The following is a 17154-nucleotide window of genomic DNA, read 5'->3' on the forward strand; positions in this document are numbered from 1 at the left end:
TTTTCTTTTCATGATAGGGATTTTCATGGAGATATTATTATGAAATCATCAGAAAGAACATTGTGTTACAGTTCAATTCTGATAGCTGCATTATCAGGTATCAGCACGGCAGGTGCTGATGACTATTTTGATCCTGATTTTCTTACCAGCCCGTCTGGTAAAGCGCTTAATATCGATTTAACCGCATTTGAAAAATCATCTTTTATACCCGGGACTTACCGGGTTGATGTCTATCTGAATGATAAGTATGTCAATACACAGGAAATTTTGTTCTACACGGACAAAAATACCCATAAATTGCGGCCTTGCTTTACAGATACAGAGTTAGCGGACTACGGTATAAAACCGGAATATTATTCATTATTAGATAAATCCGGGAATTGCGTCAATTTAAGCGGAATTCAGGGGGCTGATGCTGAATTTAAAGGGAATCAGAACCGGTTATATCTCAGTATGCCGCAGGTGACGTTTGATCAGAAAGCGCTGGATGCGCGGCAGGAGTTACTGTGGGATGACGGTATTCCTTCTGTTTTTACTGATTATAGTTTTTCAGGCCTGCATCTTGTTGACAGCAAAAATAATCATACCGACGATTCCTTTTATCTGAATCTGCGTTCCGGTGTGAATCTCGGCAGCTGGCGTTACCGTAACAACAGTACCTGGAACAGAAGTTCGGATGGTCAGCAAAAATGGGAAAGTCAGCTGAATTATATTGAACGTCCTCTGCGGTCAATTAAAAGTAACTTTTTAGTTGGCGATAATTTTTCTGATTCTGATATTTTTGATAACGTCGCATTTCGCGGAATAAAACTATGGTCAGATGATCAGATGTATCCGCAATATGCCAGTTTATATGCTCCTGTTATCAGTGGCGTGGCCACAACAGACTCCACTATTGAGATATATCAGAACGGTTATGTTATTTACCGGACTAATGTCCCCGCCGGGCCTTATGAATTAACCGATGTTATTCCGCTGAACAGCGGGGAAAATTTATACGTTGTCCGTAAAGGCATTGATGGCAGTGAGTTCCGTTCTGTTGTTCCTTTTTCATCTCTTAATTTCATGCAGCGCAAGGATCGCTATAAATACAGTATTACAGCTGGTCAATACAGAATGAATGATTACGGATCTTCAGAGAATACCGGTAATAAAACAAAATTTGTTCAGGCAGATACATTTTACGGATTAACCGGTAATACCACTATCTTCGGTGGTGTTCAGGTTGCATCCCGCTATCAGGCCTATGACGCCGGTATCGGTATCAATATTCCGGTTGTTGGTGCGATAGCAACGGATATTATGTTCACCCGGGCGCAACCGGATTCTTTTAATGATATGAATGGCAGGGCATTTCGTCTCCGCTACTCCAAGTCACTGGAAGAGACGGGTACGAGTATCAGCTTTGCCGGGTATCGCTATATGAGTGGTGATTATCTCACCATGACCGATATGTTTGATTATTACAGCGGACGGGCGGATACATCGGCTTATCTGATGCGTAAAGGTCAGCTTGATTTATCAATGACCCAGAGTTTACCGGATGGACTGGGGATATTAAATGCGTCGGTATCCCGTCAGATGTACAACACCTATTATAATAATGAAGAAAAAAGTACTGAATCCTATAATATCGGCTATAGCAATGTATTTTACGGGGCAACGATGAGTGTCAACTATGCTTATTATAAAAATTCACTCAACCGGAAAAATAATTCATCTGAACTTTTTGATACAGACCGTAATAATGACCATGTTATTTCCCTGAATATCAGTATTCCCTTACAGGGTCGCTTTAAAGACCAGTGGGTAACCTACGGGGCCTCTTATAATAAGGACGGTAACTTTGATAATTACGCCGGGGTCGGCGGCCTCCTTCTGGATGAAAAAAATCTCACGTGGAACGTTCAGCAGGGATATGGCAACAAGGGAAATGGCTACTACGGTAGCGCATACGGTAAATATAAAGGGCAGTACGGCGATGTGAATGCCGGGTATTCTTATAAGAAAGATAATCATCAGCTTTCTTATGGCCTGAACGGTTCCCTGGTTGCCAGCGGTTACGGCGTTACACTGGCACGACCGCTCGGTAATACTAACGGACTGATATACACACCGGGCGCTGAAGGTATCCATATTCTTAATAGTCCCGGTGTGGCAACGGACGGTTCCGGCCTGGCCATCGTGTCTAATCTTATTCCTTACCGTAATAACAGTGTCCGGATTAATGACCTGACGCTTCCGGAAAATGCGGAAATTGGCGCCACGATAAAAGAAATATACCCGACCCGCGGTGCCATTGTGTTAATAGATTACGCCACAACGATCGGAACAAAAATTCTGGTTACACTGCGCGGAAAAGATGGCCAGCTGATCCCGTTTGGTGCGTATGCGGAAACCGGCGGTGACGGTGAACAGGAACGTGTGTATGTCAGTAATCACGGGCGGCTTTATCTCACCGGGGCAAAAGATAAAGATACTGTCAGGATCACCTGGGGAGACGAAAATCAATATCAGTGCAGTTTTTCTTACGACATTGACGGAAAACGGAAAGTAAACGGATTTTATCTTTTCGATGCAGCTTGTCACTGACCGGCATATTACCCTATCGGCGGAGGCAGCCGGTAATTAGCATTTAGTGGGGTTATCATGATACTGAAGAGTCAAAATAAATGGCTGATGCTGACATTACTCATGTTTTCAATACCGGCGGCAGCAGCGGATTGCGGTAAAAGTACAGCAGTGCTGAAAACAGCAGAATCACATCTTCTGGCACGTGTTGAGGGTAAAATCAGCGCCGGTACGTTGATGGCGACGGATATATTACAGGTTGATGATATTTCCGCCTGTAGTAACAGTGTGTATGAGGAGTTATTACTGGTAGCGACGCAGCGGAACAGTGATGCATCCCCTGATTTTTTCAGGATGATAAACGGGGCGCCTGCCTATTACCTTAACAAGGATTATGCTTATTCTGTCCGTCTGGACGGCGTACAGCCTTCTTCATCAAAGGGTATTCCGTTCTCTGCGGAAAACCGGAATGGCGTGATGTACATTCCCCGTGTCACTATTTCCGTTTATGCGGCAAAAGATAATCCGGAGCCGCTGAGATTATCCTCATCACAGGTCGGGTTGATAAAGAATGACCGGTACGAAACAGTCGCAAGGCTTAAATTATCAGCCAATATTGATACTGTTGAAACCTGTACCATTGATGCCCCTCAGATAGTTTATAATTTCGGTAATCTGGAGCTTGCTGATTTTCCCGAAGAAACGGGTAAAACAACAATTCACGCCACGAATGTGCTTTCAGTCAGCTGCACGAATGCTCAAACCACCAAAAGCGTTTCGATCACACTGAGCGGAGCAACCCGTTTCGCGCATGCAGATAAAGCGGTTATCGCCTCAACGAATCCGTCTATCGGGTTTGTGCTTTATCATGATAATGAACAGATTACCGCGAAGAATAAGACGTATATCGGCGATATGCAAAAACAGTTAAGTGCGTCTGTAACCGCCTACATTTATAAACTGAAAAGTCAGGTTGAACCGGGAGCGTTCTCGGGAACAGCGGAATATATTATCCGCTTTGACTGATATAGTGGCAGCGGGTATTTGTATTGCCTCCCGGCGTGATTTACCCAGGAGGTATGCAATCAGCCTTCTTTCTTTTTGCGGCTGGCGTCTTCTGCCCGTTTGCGGCGCATTTCTTTCGGGTCAGCGATCAGCGGACGGTATATTTCCACGCGATCACCATCACTGACAATATCGGTCAGTTTCGCCGGGCGGCTGAAAATCCCGACTTTATTCTTTGTTAAATCCACATCATCCCGTAACGACAAAATACCGGAGGCAAGAATAACGGCCTCCACGGTGGCACCTTCACGTATTTTTACCGGGATCAGAAACTGTTTATCCGGCAGGGCATAACAGACTTCAGCGGAAATATCAGACACGGTAAACCTCTTTCGCCCGTTTGGTAAATGCCATCACCATATTACCGGCCAGCTCTTTAAATATACGGCCGAAAGCCAGTTCAACCAGCTTATTGGTAAATTCAAAATCCAGATTCAGCTCAACTTTGCATGCATCCCGGCTCAGCGGAATAAACGACCAGCCGCCCATCAGTTTACGGAACGGGCCTTCCACTAACTGCATACGGATATGCTCATTACTGGTCAGCTGATTACGGGTCACAAAGGTTTTACTGATACCGGCTTTGGACACATCCACGGACGCGGTCATTTCATCCTGATCGTGGCTGATAATACGGCTTCCCACGCAACCGGGTAAAAACTCCGGATACGCACGGACATCATTCACAAGGTTGTACATCTGTTCCACACTGAACGGAACCAGTGCGGAGCGGCTAATTTGCGGCATAACATATCCTGCGGTCAAAAATCACGAAACGGCGGAAATTATCGCCGCCTGTCAAATCCTATTATACTGTGCTCCGGCGCGGAGATAAATGCACAATACGGTGTGTGCTGATGACAGAATGTATCTTAATGACAACAAAGATGTTTGTCACAAAAAGCACTTGCCAAATCCCGCTGACATGTTAAAAACAGCGTACAGGGACAGAAAACCCGTAACGGCGCTTAAAATATCAGCATTTACTGTGCGACGGATAAATAAGCAATTTATTTCGGGTGTGCATAACGTATAATAGTGAACATTATGACAAAGAAAAAAGCTCACAAACCAGGCTCTGCCACCATCGCGCTGAACAAACGCGCCCGCCACGACTACTTTATCGAAGAAGAGATAGAGGCAGGTCTGGCGCTGCAGGGCTGGGAAGTCAAATCATTACGCGCAGGTAAAGCCAACCTGGGGGACAGCTACGTCATCCTCCGTGACGGTGAAGCTTTCCTGTTTGGTGCCAACTTCACACCGCTCAGCGTGGCATCATCCCACGTTGTCTGCGACCCGACCCGGACACGCAAGCTGCTGCTCAACCAGCGTGAACTGGACAGTCTGTACGGCAAAATTAACCGTGACGGACACACCGTGGTCGCGCTGTCACTGTACTGGAAAAACGCCTGGTGCAAAGTCAAAATCGGTATTGCCAAAGGTAAGAAAGAACACGACAAACGCGATGATATCCGCGAACGTGAGTGGAAATTAGACAAAGCAAGAATTATGAAGCACGCAGGGCGTTAAGTACTGGTATTCCGTACTGATTTTCTGATATACTGTGCTTCACAACTTGGGGCTGATTCTGGATTCGACGGGATTTGCGAAACCCAAGGTGCATGCCGTGGGGCGGTTGGCCACGATAAAAGCCGCAAAAAAATAGTCGCAAACGACGAAAACTACGCTTTAGCAGCTTAATAACCTGCTCAGAGCCCTCTCTCCCTAGCCTCCGCTCTTAGGACGGGGATCAAGAGAGGTCAAACCCAAAAGAGATCGTGTGGACTTCCTGCCCGGGGAGAAAGCATTAAAACGAATCGGGCTAGTTTGTTAGTGACGTGTCTGTCCGCAGCTGGCAAGCGAATGTAAAGACCAGACTAAGCATGTAGTACCGAAGGTGTAGAAATTTCGGACGCGGGTTCAACTCCCGCCAGCTCCACCAAATTATCTTCTAAGGACGTCCAAAGAAGACTGAAAAGCCCGCTAACTCAATGAGTTGCGGGCTTTTTTATGTCCTGCGCAGTCTGATGTCACCTAATTAAATCCAATCATCTTAGGCACCTTGATAGGCACCTCGTTAACCTTTATAGTTTTTGAGGTGCCTAAAAACAATGGAACATCAAAATGGCAAGACAAACCAAACCCTTATCCGCAAAAGAGATCGACGCAGCAAAGCCAAAACAGAGTGATTATGTCCTCTATGATGGCGATGGATTAGAACTATTGGTTAAATCCAATGGCAGTAAGCTGTGGTCATTTCGCTACATTCGCCCTCTCACTAAAAAGCGAGCTAAAAAGAGCCTTGGTTCTTACCCTGCCGTCAGCCTTGCTGATGCTCGTAGTTATCGCCTTGAAGCAAGAACACTCCTCGCTAAACAAATAGACCCACAAGATCACCATAAAGAGCAAGTCCGTAACAGCTTAGAAGCGAAGGCAAATACCTTTCAACTTGTCGCTGAACGTTGGTGGGAAGTGAAGAAGTCCACTGTAACAGAAGACTACGGTAACGATATTTGGCGTTCACTTGAACGAGATATATTTCCCGCTATTGGTGACATCAGTGTTACTGATATCAAAGCGCATATATTGGTTCAAGCAATACAACCGGTACAAGCCAGAGGCGCGCTAGAAACCGTTCGCCGCCTTTGCCAGCGCATTAACGAAGTGATGATCTATGCTCAAAATACTGGCTTAATTGATGCCGTTCCAAGCATCAACATTGGTAAAGCGTTTGAAAAGCCCAAGAAAAAAAATATGCCAAGTATTCCTCCAGATCAGTTACCAAAGCTCATGCAGACAATGCGTACAGCGAGTATTAGCCTATCTACTCGATGCTTGTTTATGTTGCAGCTACTTACCATATCTCGCCCTGCCGAAGCCGCTGAAGCCCGTTGGGACGAAATCAACTTTGAAACCAAAGAATGGAAAATACCAGCAGCTAGAATGAAGATGAACCGTGAACACACTGTTCCATTATCTGATGCTGTTTTAGCTATTCTAGAGCTAATGAAACCACTCAGTGGTAATCGTGAGTTTATCTTTCCTAGCCGTATTAAGCCCACCCAACCCATGAACAGCCAAACCGTCAATGCAGCGTTAAAACGCGCTGGATTCGGTGGTGTATTGGTTTCTCACGGCCTACGCTCAATTGCTAGTACCGCCCTAAATGAGCAAGGTTTCCCTCCTGATGTGATTGAAGCCGCTCTCGCCCACGTTGATAAGAACGAAGTTAGGCGTGCCTATAACCGCAGTGATTATTTAGAGCAAAGACGCCCTATGATGCAATGGTGGGCTGATTTTATTGAGGGGGCTGATAGAGGGGCCTTTTATACAATAAAAAATAATAGTATTAGGCTGTTAGCCTAATAGTTGAGCCTGTGATTTCATTAGTTCTATAAATAACGCTGTGAAATCACGGCCGCATTAAATTAAATATATTTATCTAAGCACGAATGTTAGACTAATTTTAAATCTATTTTTATGTCTGCATCCTTTTTAAATATCGCATAACCTAATGATTATAAACATAAATTTAAAAATATAAAGCTAATAATAATTTTAATTAAATTTGACTATTATCTTGTTTTTCTAACATTCGTCGTGACTTCCATTGCATGCTTAAAATCGCTATCTTCTCTAGACCATGTCATTATAGTTCTCTCTAAGTCATTATATCTCAATCCAATCTTATTACCTTCACGCTCTAATTTCTCAATAAAATCCTGTAAATCCTCCATTATTCCCCTAGCTGCAACACTCTTATTTTTCCACTTTTCATCTCTGGGCTTATTTTCATACAGTAATTCGCATGCATATTTTCGTATTCGAAAACTACACACCTTACTAGGTGTACCTCCTTTTCTTCCAGCATCAACACGTTGTTTACTAAAAGACTTTAATTCGTCATAGTAATGACTATAAACGCCTAGCCCAAATCCTTCACTTAGTATTTCAAGACTTTTACACAATGATTTAATAGCCATAATTTTAGATACTATCAAATCATTTTTCTCATTAAGCTTAATTGCTAATTGATAGTTAACACTGGACCAAAATACTTTGTCTAAAAAATGAGCGTTAACTCCTTTGCTCATATCAATTGCTTCTGAATTATCATAAGAAAGCAAATTACGATGACTACTTAATGGATCCTTTCTTTTTGATATTTTTTCATATAGCTCATTAGCCTTTTTATCAACTTGAGAATCTTTCATATTTAACATATTTAGTACATTTCGCGTAGATTTGGCCTTCAAGCCATTCCAGCCTTTTATATAAATTGTGTCATAAACTTGTGCTTGTTTCAAAGTAACAGCATCTAGCACATGAATAAATAACGCTTCTAAATCACTCACTTAAAGCCTCATTAATGTTATTTTTTAGTCAAAAAAAAATAATTTTGCTTCCTGTATATTACCCCTCTTTGACCTTCGTTAGACTAATCATAGTTAAGAAATAGCTTTGTGACTAATGGAGACATATAGAAATGAACCAATGCAGCATCAAAATACTACGCTTACCCGATGTGCTACAACGAATTGGTATAGCAAAGTCGACCCTTTATGACTGGAGAAATCCCAAGTCTCCTCGTTACGACCCAAGTTTTCCCAAACAACGAAAGCTAGGACTACAGACTGTTGGTTGGGTTGAGTCCGAATTAAATGAATGGTTGCTGAATAAAATAACTAACTAACCTAGATGCATATAACACCTTAGAAATAATGAATGAAATATGTATATTTTTAATATTACGTATAATCATATTTAAATATTCTTAACTTATTAAATTAATTTAGTTGATAAATGTAGTGTTTTTTAAAAGAAAGGAAAATAAAAATGTCAAAGCGAATTACTATTATTTTAAAAAATATTAGTGCACTAGAAACGGTTGATGAATACTGTAATTTTCATCAATGTTCTAGGTCGTCAGTAATATCAAAGATAATAACGGGCATAGCACCATTATTAGAAAATATTAGTCAACATACTCGTATTGCAAATGAATTAGAAAAAATATTATTTAATTCACATCTTAACCATAGCGAAGTGCCTCAATCAAATGACTCTTCTGTTCCATTAGCTGAATACATTTATTTAATTTGGAAAGAAAATATTTTATATAAAAACTTGTCAGGTGAGAATAGATATCAACATTTATTGAAGAATGCCAAGATGGGGAAAGGCGAAATTGATGACATTCAAGAAAATTTAAAATACCATCTGGAATGGTCTCAAGCAAAAAAAGCAATATTTATTTATACTGATAGGTTAGTAGACTATCAAGGTAAAAAAGCAGGTGGCTATTCAAACACTCTATTAATTAATAATACCGAGTATGATGGGTATTATTTTGACTTTAACGCGATATTTTCACTGTATATAAATAATGTTGTTTTTTTTGGACTGCAAGGTGCTATCAATAAGGAAAATATTTTTTTCCAATATGAATACATCTCTCATATTCCCATTTATAAAACTAATGAAAAGGTCATACTGATCCCTGTTTTAGATACAACTAAAACCAGACCAAAAAACACACATAGTCCCGATATAATCATCATAAATCCACTATAGTAGTATCATTAAATTTTTTTCTGGACACAGGAGTAAGCCAAATGACCTGTTATGCATACCATCGAGTGAGGAAAGCGTACCAGATCAGTCCTGGCTGGGTTGAAGATTACCAACAGGAAATGATATGTAATCACTCAATTAGTAAAGAGAATATAATAATTGAGTATCAATCACCAACGGAAATTATACACCATCCCAAAGGTCTTATGAACTTGATTGATTATATTTTAACACCAAATGATCTACTGATGATCGATGAGTTAGAAGATCTGGGAAATAGTACCTGCCAAATTGCAGATATCCTTAGTCGTTGTCATGAGTTAATGATACCCGTAGTTTTTACTTCATCATCAAATAGAAATATATTTGATATAAAGTTAAATTTGCATGAGACAATAGTGATGTTGTCTAAAATTGATGAATCATTCAATAACAGAAAGAAAATAAAAAGATGTCACATAGCTATACGGAACGGTAATTTACTAGGTAGACCTAATGGAAGTAAATATAACAATTTAATTCAAAAACTGAAATCACAGGGATATAAGCAAAAGGAAGTGGCCGAAATACTTGATATTAGTATTTCAACTGTTAAACGTTATTGGAATAAAATTATCATTGAATAAACAACTAACTCAAGAGTGACTTTAAAACCAACAAGCCTGTTGCACTCATGCTTTAATAAAAAATTATATGTTGGAAAGGTAATATATAATATCTTTATTAAATAGCTAAGCAAAGTATCATTGTCTGCATAGACTATATGGTAACTCAATATAATATTCTGGCCATAAATATTAATTTAAAGGTGGTAATCCGTGATTACCACTAAGGAACTATTATGTCTAAAAATAACCGTGAGTATAATTATTCATATCAAACTAGAATTAGGGAAACACTAAATTACGCATTGGAGGAATATTCTCGTATTGTAGCAATACGTGTTGATCTACATTTCCCTGCTACCCCTGATTATGGTGACATGCCAACATGCTTTACAAATACGACCAAAGCAATATCACGCTTTCTTGCCTCCCTGAAAGCGAAGCTTGAGCATGATGAAGCCAAAAAAAGAAGTCAGGGTAAGCGTGTATACGCTAACCAACTCAGGTACATCTGGGTACGCGAATTAGCAGATGCAGACAATGCCCACTACCATCTCTTACTTATCTTCAATAAAGACGCTTACTACCACCTAGGAGATTATAACTTAGTAGAGCCCTGTCTACGGACCATGATAACAACCGCCTGGTATAGCGCATTACAGCTCGAATTAGACCCTGTTATCGATACGGGTACATTAGTACATTACCCGAAGAATGCCCGGTATTGCATAAACAAGCACGCATATACCTTTAAAGCAGACTATGATTCACTAATCGCTCGTGCTGACTATTTGGCTAAAGAGTACTCAAAGCAGTACAGCTCAAGATATCGCTCTTTTGGATCTAGCCAATACTGATATTATTTACATTATGGGGGTGTTAAAACCCCCAACAACTAGACCTTTCGGATGTTACTACTACCGCAAGTAACACTCATTCAAAGTAACCAATCAAATACCAACATATTAACTCAATATAATTCATTAAGTGTTAGAATAGCAGACAATAAAATGATTTGTGATGTTGTTTTTTTGGCTAGAGGAGATCAAGATGCCAGGAAAAGGTATGTATCTTTTTATGTGGAGCTATCAAGATAGTTACAGGATTCATATCCAAATATTGGTTCGGAGTGTCCTTGCAATTTTAGGTGCGCCAGAAGATGCTGAAGTATTTATTGTTGGTGCTAGAAGCCCTGACAATAATAATCATAATCCTGTATGCATAGAGCCAGAAGATGGGATATGGGGACTTTCCTTATTTGAAGGATTGCTAGACTCCGTAGAATCTACTTATCGAGATCACGATGCACATAATTTATTTTATGGCGATGACGCTAGTATGCGTGATAAGCCTGAATGGATACGCCGTGATTCTGTTCGAAAATCCGTTCAAAAATCCCTTGATGCTTATGACAAGAAAAATGATGTTACATCTTTTTGTGGAGAAGTCAGAAACCTTGATGGTTATTATATTTCCACTGTTATACAAATCCCCAATACTACATTTCAGAAACACCCCCCTTTACCTTTTAAACAAGGAGCAAAAATAAATGGACATCGCAGTCTCATACATGCTGCAATACATGCAGTTCTCCATGAAGCTACAGAAGAACTACAACATCCTGATCCAGGAAGAAATAGCTTTTACAGCATGAGAAAACCAGAGGAAATTATACGGATTGCAGCTCGGAATTTTATGTATACCCCAGGGGGAGCTATTGAAAAAGGATATATGTTTAATGATCTCTTTACTTCATTAAATTTAATTTCTTCTCTTATGTATGAAGGAAATAAAGGGGTTGGTCAATTAATTCTTGTCAATCCAGATAATGATGCAATAGAGTTTCTGATAAAATTTGAAGAATCAATTTCTTTTCGTGAACCTCGTTGGGTTCGGAAAGTTTTACAGATGGCGAGCACTGGTATTGGGATTATTGCAAATAGCCAATATATATACGGATTAGGGCGTTTGAAAGAATCACATGATCCTAGTATGCAAGATGTATTTATAATTGAATTTATTGACCATTGTCTCTGGGAATTAAGATGTGGTGAACAAGCTATGCTTCGTAGTCACTATTCTGAACCAAAATTGCCTCAAGAACCATTTGATAAGACCACATTTCTAGCGAATTATACAAGACTTTTTCCTCTATCTACAAAAAAAGATGGGGTAAACTTATGGAATCTCATGCTTATTCAGATAAATCAAGGCTATGGTAGTATGATTGTGGTTGCAGAAGATGCAGAAGATGAAGCTCTCAGATTAAGTAAGCAAGGTACTAGAATTAAACCCGTCCCCCTTTCGGAGGCTCTTCTTAAGAGCGTTAGTTGTATTGATGGTACTATATTGCTAAGCCCTGATGGATACTGTCATGCAGTAGGTATTATTCTGGATGGTGAAGCAACGGAACAATGTACTCCCTCAAGAGGTTCTAGATATAACTCAGGGATTCGATACGTGCAATCCAATGGTCCTAAGAGGCTCGCTATCGTAGTTTCAGATGATAAAACTATTGATATTATACCTCAACTCAGGAAATTAGTTTCTCGCTCAAAAATTGAGAAATATCTTGCAACGTTTGAAGCATCCACAATAGATAATTACCATGACTCCCGAAATTGGTTGGATAAACATCGTTTCTACATTAGTGCGGAACAGTGTGCTCGGATTAATAGAAAGATTGACTATATAGAGGCTCATCCTAAGGACGTAGGTGTCATTCATCTATGCACAGAACACTTTGAGGTTCACCCAGAGATGAATTTGAGCTATCTTATTGATTAAATAATTTTTGCCTTATGATGATGCAAGAAAAATAAAGAAAGGATAGTTACCGGCTCAGTTCTATATAGAACTACATCTGATCATTATAATGTAGTTCTATAACTTAAACGTTTCAAATTGTTAATTATTACCGTCTATTTTCAGGTTCGGTTATAGGATGTTCACCAAGTGAATTAGGTATTTCATCAAGAATATCCTTAGAATAGAAATTTAGTACAATTTCTCCAGTTGTAAGCCTTTCTGTCCAATAGCGTCCCACTAGTTTAAGGTTTGGCTTTTCTATGATCTGAAATACACCAGTTCCGTCATGAGGAATACTTCTTTCACTCACACTCAGTCGCGGTTTACTAGAGTATGAATAAGCAAGTTGTTTCATCTGCCTATCTGAGTCAATCATAAAACCTTCTGAATATGAGTAACTCTTCATTTCACCTGTATGCATTACACAGCTTATATGAAAAAAAGACTGATTTATGGTAAGCATAACTGGAATAGGGGCAGGACGCTCACCTGTTTTTGGATGTTTCCAATGAGAGTATATAGAGCCAGCCCATGTACCATTAAGATTTGGGAATGGGACTAACCACCCTCTGAAACATCTTAATTTCCATCCCCACCTCACAAATATCCCAATTAAGAATAGATCGATAGTAACTATTTTAGGTATTAGACCTAAAAAATCCTTTATTTTTGATAGATCAAGCCCTCCCAAATACGCAAGTGTAATCCATGCAACAGCTGATATTCCCACAAGAACATAAATAAAACTTTTTATTGTTATATTTTTCATTAAGTTAAATCCAGATAATTCCATGCAGCGTGGGCAAATTCTCTGCCATCTTTTCGGTTCCATTTTTGACTAGAATGAAAAAGATAAAAGCTGTCATTTGCTTCAACCCATCGCCCACTGTTTGGCTCATCGTCACCTTGGAGCTCTTTCCATATATGTATAAGGACCTGCTTTACTCGTTCAGTCCATGTCAAATATTGAAACAATTCGTCTGGACAATTGAAAACTAAACTTTCAATAAAATACGAAGGTAAGTCTCGAAAAGTTGCAGTGGATGCCATCAAATTTTGTACTCGTTTTAAAATTCGAACAACTTTCTTATAAGCATAATTAGTTCGGTTATTTTTATTTACTCCATACTCTAGCTGTTGTCGAGGATAGTTAACAATACTACCCCCCCCATTTTTGAATATCTTTGTACCTTTTCTAAAGTCACCATTGGAGAAGTAATATTTATAACTAAAACAAGGCACTACATCCGCATCAACACGAGAAGAACTATAATTTACTTGTATTGCTGTAGTACCAGTAGTATCGACACCTCCCGGAAACTTACTTTTTAGAGCATTAATGATTTCTATTCGTAATTTTTCAGGTGTCCACTTCCCTAAATAAGGGGAGCTATTCGATGGTCGAACCCCATTTTTTTCTTCTTCCCAATATATACACTCTGTACATTCAACAGCAATGTCAACATCACTATCTGATCGAATATTGGTATTATTGGCGTATGAACCTTTTGTAAAAATTGTTAAATCACAGTCATTTAATGGTTCATGGTCTTGAATAGCGTAACGAATCATTCTCTCCGTTCGTTCTTGTTTTTCTTGCTCTGTATCACTAGATGGTCCTTTCCAAGCTGATAATCTGTCTTCTAAGCTCATTATTTCCTCGTATATCTAATAGCATCATTAAAATGAATAAGTATGCATTCCCTTTAAGATTTATATTGGGGTAACAAATGAAAAACCAAGAAAATGTAATGATGTTTTTTTGTTAAAAATCAGTATATTCCTCTCTGGTTTTATAGAAATGAGGTAGCTAAAGGTTTTTCTTTGGCTCAATGAATATATCAACTATAAAATATGCCCCTTTATAGGAAAGAATCAAGTGTGTATCATTGATGATATTTTAATAAAAACAAATATTTTTCAGATATATATCATCATTGTGAGCTAACTCAACTAAGGCACAATGATGAAGACATTAGTATCTCATTTATCCTTTCTGCCTGAAAGGATAAGAGAACATTTTTTATTTCGATTTAACGCACTTGTTAACTACTCCCCCACCATCGGCCTGATGGGTAAAACCGGAGCTGGAAAATCCAGCTTGATTAACGCGTTGTTTCAATCACCACTCTCTCCAGTCAGCGATGTGTCAGGTTGTACCCGAAAAGCCCAGCGTTTCACTATGGCGATGGGTAAGCAGGCTATTACTTTCATTGATTTACCCGGAGTGGGTGAAAGCCTTGAACGGGATCGCGAATACCACCAGCTTTACCGTGATATTTTGCCTGAGTTAGATCTCATCATCTGGGTGCTTAAAGCGGATGATCGTGCATGGTCTGCGGATGAGCAGTGTTACCGCTTTCTCACCGAGCAATGTGGCTACAAGTTCTCACGTTTCCTGTTTGTGCTGAATCAGGCCGATAAGATAGAACCCTGCCGTGAATGGAATGTTAAATACCACCATCCATCCCCCAAGCAAGCGGCTAACTTGCGGCAAAAGCAGGTCGCTGTCGTGAACATTTTTAAGCCCGCTAATCCAGTTACCACAGTCTCTTCAACCGAACATTATCAGTTATCCCTGTTAGCAGAGCAGCTGATTATGGCGTTGCCGGTGCAAGCCAGCAGCGGTGTTGCCAGGCAACTGAATACGTCTTACCGAACTGCATCGGTTGAAACCACTGCGAGTAATGATTTCGGGCAGTGTGTCAGTGATATTGTCGATTCACTGATTGAGATTATCCCTTTACCAACAGCTGTAAAAAATACACTCAGTACGGTCAAAAACACCCTCATTTCTGTCGCTAAATCGCTGTGGAGTTTCTTCTTTTAATTTAGTGCATTAATCCCCCTTGCTTATCACTCTAAGCGTCAGCCTTTTATTGGGTTGGCGCTTTTTTGTTTTCTATATTTTCGGAGATCTACCCTATGAATACTAACACTGAACATGCCATCGCCATGACCTTGGTACCTGACGAGCAACGATCTGATTTTTGGTTAAATCACTTCGGGCAAATCAAGGGATGGACCACTTTCGAAGTGGTGACATTCACCACTATGGGACAGTTTTGTGAAGCTTATAACGGCGGCTGGTGGGAGTATTGCACGCTCTCCAATGGTGGTGCCTTTATCTATCCGGATATTTCGGAAGAGACTCTGACGCTGTTCAACATGCATAACGGCAATGAGGCTGAAGTCAGCTGTGAAGCAGCCGGGATTGTAGTGAGCCTGATTTTATACAGCATCTGGTCATTTCAGACTGAGAGTGAACTGATGTGTGACCGTTTTTATCAGTTGCGTGAGTATGTCTTCCAGCATGCTGAATCTGCCGCCATTTTCCATTTAATTGACTAATCAGCAACTGTCTTGAACGATAAAATTATGGAGCAACGTGATGGTACAACTCATTCCATTCTTCGTTCTTTCTGAGCATCGCATTCAGGATGGTCAGCAGTTTGCGCATGCAGGCAACCAGGGCTACTTTTTTGGGCTTACCTGCGGCAACCAAACGCGTATAAAACGCCTTTATCACCGGGTTAAAACGGGTTGCCACAAGCGTAGCCATGTACAGTGCAGTTCGTACGCCAGTCCTGCCGCCAAATATGATTCGTCGTCCTCGCATGGTGCCCGAGTCCCGGTTTACCGGGGCCACACCAACAAGCGCACTGATTTCACGCCTGGAGAGGTTCCCCAATTCAGGAACCTCTGCCAGCAGCGCCGCAACTGTCATAGCGCCAACACCTTTAACTCTACTCAGCCGTTCAGAGAGTTCTTTGAAGTGGTTCTGGATGTGGTTATTCATATCTTCATCGATCCGCGCAAGTTCATCTTCCAACGCTTTCATGATGATATTAATGCTTTTTCTGCTTTGAGGATGAGCAAGATACAGCCGGTTACGTTCAGCGACCAGCATAGAGATCAACTGCCGTCTGCGTACTACCATTGCGGCGAGAACCTGACGCTCAACATCTGGCAAAGCCCGAATAAAGCGCTCCCGTTCCGGATGGCGGTTAATAACTTCAGCCATCTGGGTAAGTACTCGTGCATCAATGCGGTCAGTCTTCGCCAGATATCCCATCGCGCGGGCAAAGTCACGAGCCTGCCTGGGGTTAACCACTGCGATCTCAAAACCTTCGGCCTGAAGCGCACAGGCTACGGCAGCTTCAAGCCCTCCAGTCGCTGCCATCAGCACAAGGGCAACGTCGTACTGCCTCAATTCAGCGATGATGAAATCAAAGCCGTCAGTATCATTGGCAACAGAAAATTGCTCAATAGTGCTGCTGGCGGCAATGTCCAGCGTTGCTTTGGAAACATCTATACCTACACAGAGTGAACTTGGCAGACTCATTATTACCCATCCTTGCATATGCGTTATGGAGTACGGACAACTGTTCGGGTTTCAGATGAGTGGCTCAGCGTATGCGCCAATCGCTGATTAACGGGCTTATAACCCCAGGAGTCATCAGGCTGCATACGCTGTGCCAAATCTAATCGTAGTTATTTTAACCAATTATTAAGATACAAGGAGTCTATC

Annotated in this window: 17 protein-coding genes and 1 other RNA gene; 12 read left to right on the forward strand and 6 right to left on the reverse strand. The window is 40.7% G+C overall.

Translation table 11 applies throughout. The features are described from left to right. Positions 1-39: 39 nt before the first annotated feature. Positions 40-2592 carry a fimbria/pilus outer membrane usher protein gene (locus AAZR23_RS01950; protein ID WP_434690188.1) on the forward strand — a complete coding sequence of 851 codons (2553 nt, stop codon included), beginning with the start codon at positions 40-42 and terminating at the stop codon, positions 2590-2592. Positions 2593-2649: 57 nt separating this feature from the next. After that, a complete protein-coding gene (locus AAZR23_RS01955; RefSeq protein ID WP_434690190.1) occupies positions 2650-3597 on the forward strand; it encodes a fimbrial protein in 948 nt (315 codons plus the stop codon). Positions 3598-3656: 59 nt separating this feature from the next. Here the strand turns inward: AAZR23_RS01955 and AAZR23_RS01960 are convergent, their stop codons facing one another. Both AAZR23_RS01960 and AAZR23_RS01965 read right to left on the reverse strand, forming a co-directional pair. Then, entirely contained in the window at positions 3657-3956 is a 300-nt protein-coding gene (locus AAZR23_RS01960; protein ID WP_218427882.1) for an RnfH family protein, read from the reverse strand. Next, complete coding sequence (locus tag AAZR23_RS01965; RefSeq protein ID WP_166707396.1) at positions 3949-4383, reverse strand: type II toxin-antitoxin system RatA family toxin; 435 nt, start codon at positions 4381-4383, stop codon at positions 3949-3951. The genes AAZR23_RS01960 and AAZR23_RS01965 overlap by 8 nt, the downstream gene beginning before the upstream one ends. A 300-nt stretch (positions 4384-4683) precedes the next feature. On the opposite strand from AAZR23_RS01965, the gene smpB reads away from it, so the two are divergent. The 3 genes from smpB to AAZR23_RS01980 all read left to right on the forward strand — a co-directional run bounded on the left by smpB (position 4684) and on the right by AAZR23_RS01980 (position 7002). Further along, complete coding sequence (gene smpB, locus AAZR23_RS01970; protein ID WP_025153347.1) at positions 4684-5166, forward strand: SsrA-binding protein SmpB; 483 nt, start codon at positions 4684-4686, stop codon at positions 5164-5166. Between the two features lie 48 nt (positions 5167-5214). Continuing rightward, positions 5215-5578, forward strand: a transfer-messenger RNA (tmRNA) gene (gene ssrA, locus AAZR23_RS01975). Between the two features lie 182 nt (positions 5579-5760). Continuing rightward, positions 5761-7002, forward strand: coding sequence for an integrase domain-containing protein (locus AAZR23_RS01980; RefSeq protein WP_434690194.1), 1242 nt, complete (start codon positions 5761-5763; stop codon positions 7000-7002). Between the two features lie 209 nt (positions 7003-7211). Here AAZR23_RS01980 and AAZR23_RS01985 read toward each other — a convergent pair whose 3' ends face one another. Next, positions 7212-7991, reverse strand: a complete 780-nt coding sequence (locus AAZR23_RS01985) for a hypothetical protein (protein ID WP_434690196.1) — start codon at positions 7989-7991, stop codon at positions 7212-7214. A gap of 131 nt (positions 7992-8122) precedes the next feature. Between AAZR23_RS01985 and AAZR23_RS01990 the strand changes: the two genes are divergently transcribed. From AAZR23_RS01990 to AAZR23_RS02010, 5 genes are all read left to right on the forward strand, one after another. Next, positions 8123-8329 carry a helix-turn-helix transcriptional regulator gene (locus AAZR23_RS01990; RefSeq protein ID WP_434690199.1) on the forward strand — a complete coding sequence of 69 codons (207 nt, stop codon included), beginning with the start codon at positions 8123-8125 and terminating at the stop codon, positions 8327-8329. A gap of 143 nt (positions 8330-8472) precedes the next feature. Continuing rightward, positions 8473-9210 (forward strand): hypothetical protein, encoded by a 738-nt coding sequence (locus tag AAZR23_RS01995; protein ID WP_434690201.1) that lies wholly within the window; start codon positions 8473-8475, stop codon positions 9208-9210. Between the two features lie 41 nt (positions 9211-9251). After that, on the forward strand, positions 9252-9836 hold the full coding sequence (locus AAZR23_RS02000) for a helix-turn-helix domain-containing protein (RefSeq protein WP_434690202.1): 585 nt from the start codon (positions 9252-9254) through the stop codon (positions 9834-9836). Between the two features lie 215 nt (positions 9837-10051). After that, positions 10052-10672 (forward strand): inovirus Gp2 family protein, encoded by a 621-nt coding sequence (locus tag AAZR23_RS02005; RefSeq protein ID WP_434690205.1) that lies wholly within the window; start codon positions 10052-10054, stop codon positions 10670-10672. A gap of 193 nt (positions 10673-10865) precedes the next feature. Next, the gene (locus tag AAZR23_RS02010; RefSeq protein WP_434690206.1) at positions 10866-12602 is read left to right on the forward strand and encodes a hypothetical protein; all 1737 of its coding nucleotides are present in this window, start codon (positions 10866-10868) and stop codon (positions 12600-12602) included. A 127-nt stretch (positions 12603-12729) separates the two neighbouring features. Here AAZR23_RS02010 and AAZR23_RS02015 read toward each other — a convergent pair whose 3' ends face one another. Both AAZR23_RS02015 and AAZR23_RS02020 read right to left on the reverse strand, forming a co-directional pair. Continuing rightward, positions 12730-13392, reverse strand: a complete 663-nt coding sequence (locus AAZR23_RS02015; RefSeq protein ID WP_434690208.1) for a hypothetical protein — start codon at positions 13390-13392, stop codon at positions 12730-12732. Next, entirely contained in the window at positions 13392-14276 is an 885-nt protein-coding gene (locus AAZR23_RS02020) for a nucleotidyltransferase domain-containing protein (protein WP_434690211.1), read from the reverse strand. The genes AAZR23_RS02015 and AAZR23_RS02020 overlap by 1 nt, the downstream gene beginning before the upstream one ends. Before the next feature lie 313 nt (positions 14277-14589). On the opposite strand from AAZR23_RS02020, the gene AAZR23_RS02025 reads away from it, so the two are divergent. After that, on the forward strand, positions 14590-15453 hold the full coding sequence (locus tag AAZR23_RS02025) for a GTPase family protein (RefSeq protein ID WP_434692359.1): 864 nt from the start codon (positions 14590-14592) through the stop codon (positions 15451-15453). A gap of 95 nt (positions 15454-15548) precedes the next feature. Then, positions 15549-15974: an antirestriction protein gene (locus AAZR23_RS02030; protein WP_434690214.1), complete on the forward strand. Its 426-nt coding sequence runs from the start codon at positions 15549-15551 to the stop codon at positions 15972-15974. Between the two features lie 25 nt (positions 15975-15999). Here the strand turns inward: AAZR23_RS02030 and AAZR23_RS02035 are convergent, their stop codons facing one another. Then, positions 16000-16968: an IS110 family transposase gene (locus tag AAZR23_RS02035; protein ID WP_434690217.1), complete on the reverse strand. Its 969-nt coding sequence runs from the start codon at positions 16966-16968 to the stop codon at positions 16000-16002. Between the last annotated feature and the right edge of the window lie 186 nt (positions 16969-17154).

Origin of the sequence: Morganella sp. Je.2.23, from assembly GCF_051129855.1 — a bacterium.
In the GTDB taxonomy this organism is placed as follows: domain Bacteria; phylum Pseudomonadota; class Gammaproteobacteria; order Enterobacterales; family Enterobacteriaceae; genus Morganella; species Morganella sibonii.